General features: G+C 59.0%; 5 protein-coding genes and 1 tRNA gene. 4 read left to right on the top strand and 2 right to left on the bottom strand.

Going from position 1 to position 6,265, the window contains the following annotated elements; translation table 11 throughout:
* Positions 1 to 213 precede the first annotated feature (213 nt).
* Genes AC4GMC_RS16720 through AC4GMC_RS16710 form a run of 3 tightly spaced genes read left to right on the top strand, consistent with a single transcriptional unit; the run spans position 214 to position 3,702 of the window.
* Positions 214 to 1,194, top strand: a complete 981-nt coding sequence (locus AC4GMC_RS16720) for an ABC transporter permease (protein ID WP_487878830.1) — start codon at positions 214 to 216, stop codon at positions 1,192 to 1,194.
* Positions 1,191 to 2,111 (top strand): ABC transporter permease, encoded by a 921-nt coding sequence (locus AC4GMC_RS16715; RefSeq protein WP_487879347.1) that lies wholly within the window; start codon positions 1,191 to 1,193, stop codon positions 2,109 to 2,111. The genes AC4GMC_RS16720 and AC4GMC_RS16715 overlap by 4 nt, the downstream gene beginning before the upstream one ends.
* A complete protein-coding gene (locus AC4GMC_RS16710) occupies positions 2,101 to 3,702 on the top strand; it encodes an ABC transporter ATP-binding protein (RefSeq protein WP_487879348.1) in 1,602 nt (533 codons plus the stop codon). Before AC4GMC_RS16715 ends, AC4GMC_RS16710 begins: the two co-directional genes overlap by 11 nt.
* Positions 3,703 to 3,796: 94 nt before the next feature.
* Here AC4GMC_RS16710 and AC4GMC_RS16705 read toward each other — a convergent pair.
* Positions 3,797 to 3,873, bottom strand: a tRNA-Met gene (locus AC4GMC_RS16705).
* 74 nt (positions 3,874 to 3,947) lie between these two features.
* Here AC4GMC_RS16705 and AC4GMC_RS16700 point away from each other — a divergent pair.
* A complete protein-coding gene (locus AC4GMC_RS16700) occupies positions 3,948 to 5,306 on the top strand; it encodes an FAD-binding oxidoreductase (protein ID WP_487878749.1) in 1,359 nt (452 codons plus the stop codon).
* Between the two features lie 39 nt (positions 5,307 to 5,345).
* Here AC4GMC_RS16700 and hemC read toward each other — a convergent pair whose 3' ends face one another.
* The gene (gene hemC, locus AC4GMC_RS16695; RefSeq protein WP_487880529.1) at positions 5,346 to 6,263 is read right to left on the bottom strand and encodes a hydroxymethylbilane synthase; all 918 of its coding nucleotides are present in this window, start codon (positions 6,261 to 6,263) and stop codon (positions 5,346 to 5,348) included.
* Positions 6,264 to 6,265 lie beyond the last annotated feature (2 nt).

Genomic DNA, 6,265 nt, shown 5'->3' with positions numbered 1-6,265 from the left:
GTCTCATACGTTATGCCGTGTGCCGGTCGCACACCGCCCGGAGACGTCTGCGCGCGATGGTATCAGAGGATTCCCAACTGTGAAGGGGCTTTCCCGGAAAATGTCGTAATTGTTAAGATGGTGGTCGCAGATAGGCTGTTTACAATTTCTCGTTGTACACCAATGATGTGGCATAAAGCTGCCACAGAGCGGCGCAAAAGGGGAACGCACCTAGTGCATCCAGTATTCAAAACGGTTCTCAAGCGGCTTGGCTTGGGCGTTGCAACGTTGTTCGTGGTCTCCGCGATCATCTTTTCCAGTATCTCCATGTTGCCGGGTGATTTTGGCGAGGCTGTTCTCGGACAAGCCGCGACCGAAGAAACCGTGGCTGCTTTTCGTGATGAACTGGGGCTCGATGAGCCCGCAGTGGTGCGCTACTTCCAATGGGTCGGTGCCGTCGCGACAGGTGATCTGGGCACCAGCTTTTCGGGGCGGTCATCCTCTGGGGTGGATCGGTCCCGCCCGGTAGTTGACCTGGTGGGGCCTCGGTTGTGGAACACGCTATTTCTGGCCGGTGTGACCGCCATGATTGCGGTACCGCTTGCGTTGTTGCTGGGTTTGACGGCCGCACTGTATCGCGGGTCGGTTTATGACCGTGCGGTGAACGTGACGACACTTACGACGATTGCGACACCGGAATTCTTTGTGGCTTACATCTTGATCTTGGTGTTTGCGGCCATCAATCCGTGGTTCCCGAGCCTTGCGAATGTGCAGGCTGACACCCCGCTGGGCGAGCGTTTGTACCGCGTGGCACTGCCTGCGATGACCCTAACATTGGTGATCGTGGCGCACATGATGCGGATGACGCGGGCGGCTATCATAAACCTCCTCGCGTCGCCCTATATTGAGATGGCTCGCCTCAAGGGGGCCACCCCGCGAGAGATCATTTTGCGTCATGCCCTGCCGAATGCTTGGGCGCCGATTGCAACGGTAATTGCGTTTAACCTTGCCTATCTGGTGGTGGGCGTCGTCGTGGTTGAAGTTGTGTTCGTGTATCCCGGCATCGGCCAATTGATGGTCGACGCCGTCACCACGCGTGACATCCCCGTCGTGCAAGCCTGCGCGCTGATCTTTGCGGGTACGTATATCCTGCTCAACTTGATTGCCGACATCATCGGCATCATCACAAACCCGAGGCTTTTGCACCCCCGATGAGCGACGCCCCCGAAACATATACCGCCAGTGCCGAAGTCGGCGCCGTGCGGGTCCGCCGGACACGCACGCAGCGGGCATGGATTGTTCTGCGCAAGGCCCCAATCTCTGCATGGTTTGGCCTGTTGGTTGTCACGTTCTATCTGACCGTCGCCGTCTTTGCGCCGCTCATCGCACCCTATGGTGAGGCGGACAGCTCATTTGCGGCCTATGCGCCGTGGTCAGATGAGCATTGGTTCGGCACTGATCAAATTGGGCGTGATATCCTGACACGCCTGATCTATGGCGCGCGCAACACTATCGGGATCGCGCTTGCGACGACGTTTTTGGCCTTTGCAATCGGTGGATCGCTTGGCTTGATCGCGGCGATTAACCGTTCGTGGTTGGACCAACTGATTTCCCGCGCGGTGGACGTGTTGATGGCCATTCCATCGCTGATCTTTGCGCTGATGCTGCTGTCGATCTTTGGCTCTACGGTGTGGTCGCTGATCGTGATCATCGCGGTGTTGGATAGTACCCGGGTGTTCCGCTTGACCCGTGCGGTCGCCGCGAACGTTGTGGTGATGGACTATGTCGAGGCCGCGCGCTTGCGCGGCGAAGGCCTCGCGTGGGTCATGCGCCGCGAAATCTTGCCCAATATCTTGCCACCCATGGTCGCCGAGTTCGGCCTGCGGTTTTCCTTTGTGTTCCTGACAATTGCGGCGCTTTCGTTCCTTGGGGTGGGTATTCAGCCACCGACTGCGGACTGGGGGTCGATGGTGCGCGAAAACGCGTCACTCATCCAGTTCGCCCAGTTTGACCTGCGCGCTGCGTTCACTCCGCTTTTGCCGGCTGCGGCCATTGCACTTTTGACGGTTGCGGTGAACTTCATCGTGGACTGGTTCCTGCAACAAACCTCCGGGCTGCGCGATGACCTCTGATCTTCTTCTTGATATGCGCGACATCCGGATCGACGGGTTTTCGGACGAACGGTGGCACCCGATCATCAAGGGCGTGAACCTGCAACTCCGCCGGGGTGAGGTCATGGGCCTGATCGGTGAAAGTGGTGCGGGCAAGTCCACGCTGGGCAAAGCTGCGATGGGCTATACCCAGCCGGGCTGCAAGTTGACCGGTGGCTCAATCCTGTTTGACGGTATGGACCTCGCCTCCATGTCTGAGGCGCAGAAACGCCCTCTTTGGGGCACACGCATCGCCTATGTCGCTCAATCAGCGGCCGCCAGTTTCAACCCGGCGCACCGCTTGATCGAGCAAACGGTTGAAGCCACGAACCGCGCGGGCCTATCGCCGAACGGCAACCCCCGCGAGGACGCGGTTGAGCTGTATGATGCACTGCAACTGCCCAACCCCAGCAATATTGGCACGCGCTATCCCCACCAAGTTTCAGGCGGGCAATTGCAGCGTGTGATGACTGCGATGGCAATGTCGCCGCGCCCTGATCTGATTATCTTTGATGAACCGACAACCGCGCTGGACGTGACCACTCAGGTCGAGGTCCTCGCCTCAATGCGCAAGATCGTCGAAGAGTTTAACACCGCCGCGATCTACATTACCCATGACCTTGCGGTCGTGGCCCAAATGGCCGACGTGATCAAAGTCCTGCGCTATGGCGAAGAGGTCGAAGAGGCCGAGACGCGCAAAATGCTCACCGCACCCGAGATGCCCTATACTAAGTCTCTCTGGTCCGTACGCGGTTTGGAAAAACCCGAGGAAACCAGCGATGATCTGATCCTAGAGGTCAAAGGCGTCGACGCGGCCTACGGCGTGGTGAAGGTTCTGCACGACGTGTCGATCACGATGCCCCGCGGTAAAACCGTCGCCGTCGTCGGCGAAAGCGGATCGGGCAAGTCCACAACCGCCCGTGTCATTACTGGCCTGTTGCCGCAAAGCGAGGGCGAGGTCCTGTTCAACGGTGAGCCGCTTCCACCACAATTGAAAAACCGCAGTCGCGCGCAACTGCAAAGAATCCAGATGATCTATCAAATGGCCGATACCGCCATGAATCCCAAACAAACTGTGGGTGAGATCATCGGCCGACCGCTTGAGTTTTATCTGGGCTTAAAGGGGCGCGCTCGTGATGCGCGCGTGTCCGAATTGCTTCAAATGATTGAGCTGGACGATAGCTTTTTCGACCGGCTTCCGTCGGAGCTGTCCGGCGGTCAAAAGCAGCGGATTTGTATCGCCCGCGCGTTGGCCGCTGAGCCTGAGTTGATCATCTGCGATGAAGTTACCTCCGCGTTGGATCAGATCGTGCAGGAAGGTATCCTAAAGCTGCTGCTGCGCCTGCAGAAAGAGTTCAACTACAGCTACCTGTTCATCACCCACGACATCGCCACCGTCAAAGCGATCAGCGATGAGATTGTCGTGATGCTAGAAGGCAAAGTGGTTGAACAGGGCCTGAAAAGCGAAGTGTTAGAGCCGCCCTACCCGGATTACACGCAACTTCTGTTGTCCTCCGTGCCCGAGATGGACCCCGATTGGCTGACCAACTTGCTGGATGCGCGCGCAAGCTAGCGCGCGCAAGCTAGCGCGCGATTTCGGGTGACGTATTTACAACGTGCAAAAGGCGCGATGAGAGGCGTGTGCTAGTATCAGAAAAAGGGGAGTGTGGTGGCGGTACAGGGACTTGAACCCCGGACACGCGGATTATGATTCCGCTGCTCTAACCAACTGAGCTATACCGCCGTGACGCGCCAATTACGGGGCGGGCGCGGGTACGTCAAGACCCATTTGCGACCCAAACCACATAGGGGGCCAAAATGATCGACGCGATACGGGCCATCGTGGGGCCAAGTCACGTGCTGGAGGGCGCAGATTGCGCGGCCTACAGCCGTGATTGGACAGGCGTTTACCCGTCTGAGCCGCTGTGTGTGGTGCGCCCAGCCAATACCGCTGAGGTCGCGGCAGTCGTGCGTGCCGTGGCCGATGCAGGGGGTGCGATTGTGCCAGTAGGCGGCAACACGGGCCTTGTGGGCGGCACCCAAGCCCGGGGCGAAGTCATGCTTTCGCTAGAGCGTATGTCCCGTATCCGCACGATCAAACCAGATGCTCGCATCGCTGTGGTTGAGGCGGGCGTGGTGTTGCAATCTTTGCATGACGCGGCTGATGCCCATGACCTGATTTTTCCTCTGTCGTTTGGGGCCAAGGGCTCGGCGCGGCTCGGCGGGTGCCTGTCGACCAACGCGGGTGGCTCAAACGTGGTGCGCTATGGTTCGACCCGTGGGCTGTGCTTGGGGCTAGAGGTTGTTTTGGCCAGCGGTGAGGTGCTCGATATGATGACCGAACTGCACAAGGATAACTCTGGTTATGATCTGCGCGATCTCTTCATCGGGGCCGAGGGGACGCTGGGCATCATCACTGCGGCGGTCGTGAAACTGTTTCCCAAGCCAGTCGGGTACGCCACCGCGCTTTTGTCCGCGCCGGATCTGGGGGCCGCATTGAAAATCCTGCGTGCCTTGCAGGCAGCCAGTGGCGGTGCGGTTGAGGCGTTTGAATATATGCCGCACAATTTTATGCGACGCTTGGCGCAACATCGGCCCGACCTGACGGTGCCTTTGCAGACGGGTGAGTGTACGATCATGGTGGAGCTGGGCGGCGCTGATATGGACGCGCCACTGGCCGAAACGTTGGCTCAGCTGATGGAAGATGGCCTCGTCCTAGACGCAACACTAGCCGCGTCTGAGGCGCAGCGCCGCACGATCTGGGCGATCCGAGAGGCGTCGGCCGAGATCAAGTTCACGCAGCTACCGATCGTGGATACTGACGTATGCGTGCCGCTTGAGAAGGTCGCCTTGTTTGAGGCCGAGGTCAAAGCGCGTTTGGCCGAGCTGGATGCAGAAGCGACCGATATTACGGTGGCGCATTTGGGTGACGGCAATTTTCATTACGCTGTTTACCCAACACGAGACGATCCTGCGCATCTGGATGCCGTCCGTGCAGTTATCGATGGGGTGACCGTATCGTTGGGGGGCTCAATTTCGGCTGAGCACGGTGTCGGGCGGTCACAATTGTCGACAATGGCGCGGCATAAATCACCGGTGGCTTTAGGCGTGATGCGCCAGATCAAGGGCGCATTGGACCCGGACAATGTAATGAACCCGGGCAAGGTGGTGCCCTAGGCTCGCCCTTGGGGCAGGCCTATTTGGTAAACGCAGGTTTTAGGCCGTTAACCAACTAAAGAAGTCGTCAGGGGCGCTGGCGCGCATACGTGCCGCGACGGCGCGGCCAATCTCTGCCCCGTCCTCAATCGCACCGCTTTCTGCGTCCACGATGATCTCAGACCCATCTGGCCGCAGGATCTCTCCCCGGAAGTCGACGGTCCCACCGTTCAGAATGGCAAGCCCCGCGATGGGGGTCTCACAGGAGCCATCGAGCGCGGCAAGGTAGCTGCGTTCCACCGCAAGGCGCTGGCCTGTGGGGATGTCGTGGATCGCCTCTAGCATCGCGGCCGCGCGGCTGTCGTTTGCGCGACGTTCAATGCCGATGGCACCCTGTGCTACGGCGGGCAGCATGTCGTCCTCAGAGATGGCGGTTTTCGGCACGTCATCCATGCCCAAACGATTTAGTCCGGCCATTGCAAGGAAGGTCGCAACCGCGACGCCATCATTGAGTTTTTTCATGCGCGTCTGCACGTTACCACGAAATTCAACCAGTTGAACGTCTGGACGACGGTTGGCCAATTGCGCCCGGCGACGCAGGCTAGAGCAGCCTACAACCGCGCCCTCTGGCAGGTCCGCAAGGCCCGAGTGATGCGGCGACACAAACGCGTCCCGCACGTCTTCCCGCGGAAGGTAGGTATCAAGCAGCAAACCCTCCGGCTGAAGCACAGGCATGTCCTTCATTGAGTGCACGGCGATGTCAATTTTACCTGACAGCATGTCCTCTTCGATTTCGCGGGTGAATAACCCCTTGCCCCCAATATCCTTGAGCGGGCGATCAAGTACGCGGTCGCCCGTCGTCTGTATCACAACGATCTCAAAGGCCTCTTCCGGAAGATCGAAGGCTTTGGACAGTCGGGCCCGCGTTTCATACGCCTGCGCCAAAGCGAGGGGTGAGCCACGTGTGCCAATTTTCAGGG

The sequence above is a fragment of the Thalassobacter sp. genome, assembly GCF_982993085.1.
Note: the sequence above shows the minus strand (reverse complement) of the source record. Positions and strands in the feature narration are given on the sequence as shown.

Coding starts and splice junctions, on each gene's coding strand:
- AC4GMC_RS16715 (WP_487879347.1), top strand. CDS start 1,191: ATGAGCGACGCCCCCGAAACATATACCGCCAGTGCCGAAGTCGGCGCC.
- AC4GMC_RS16710 (WP_487879348.1), top strand. CDS start 2,101: ATGACCTCTGATCTTCTTCTTGATATGCGCGACATCCGGATCGACGGG.
- AC4GMC_RS16700 (WP_487878749.1), top strand. CDS start 3,948: ATGATCGACGCGATACGGGCCATCGTGGGGCCAAGTCACGTGCTGGAG.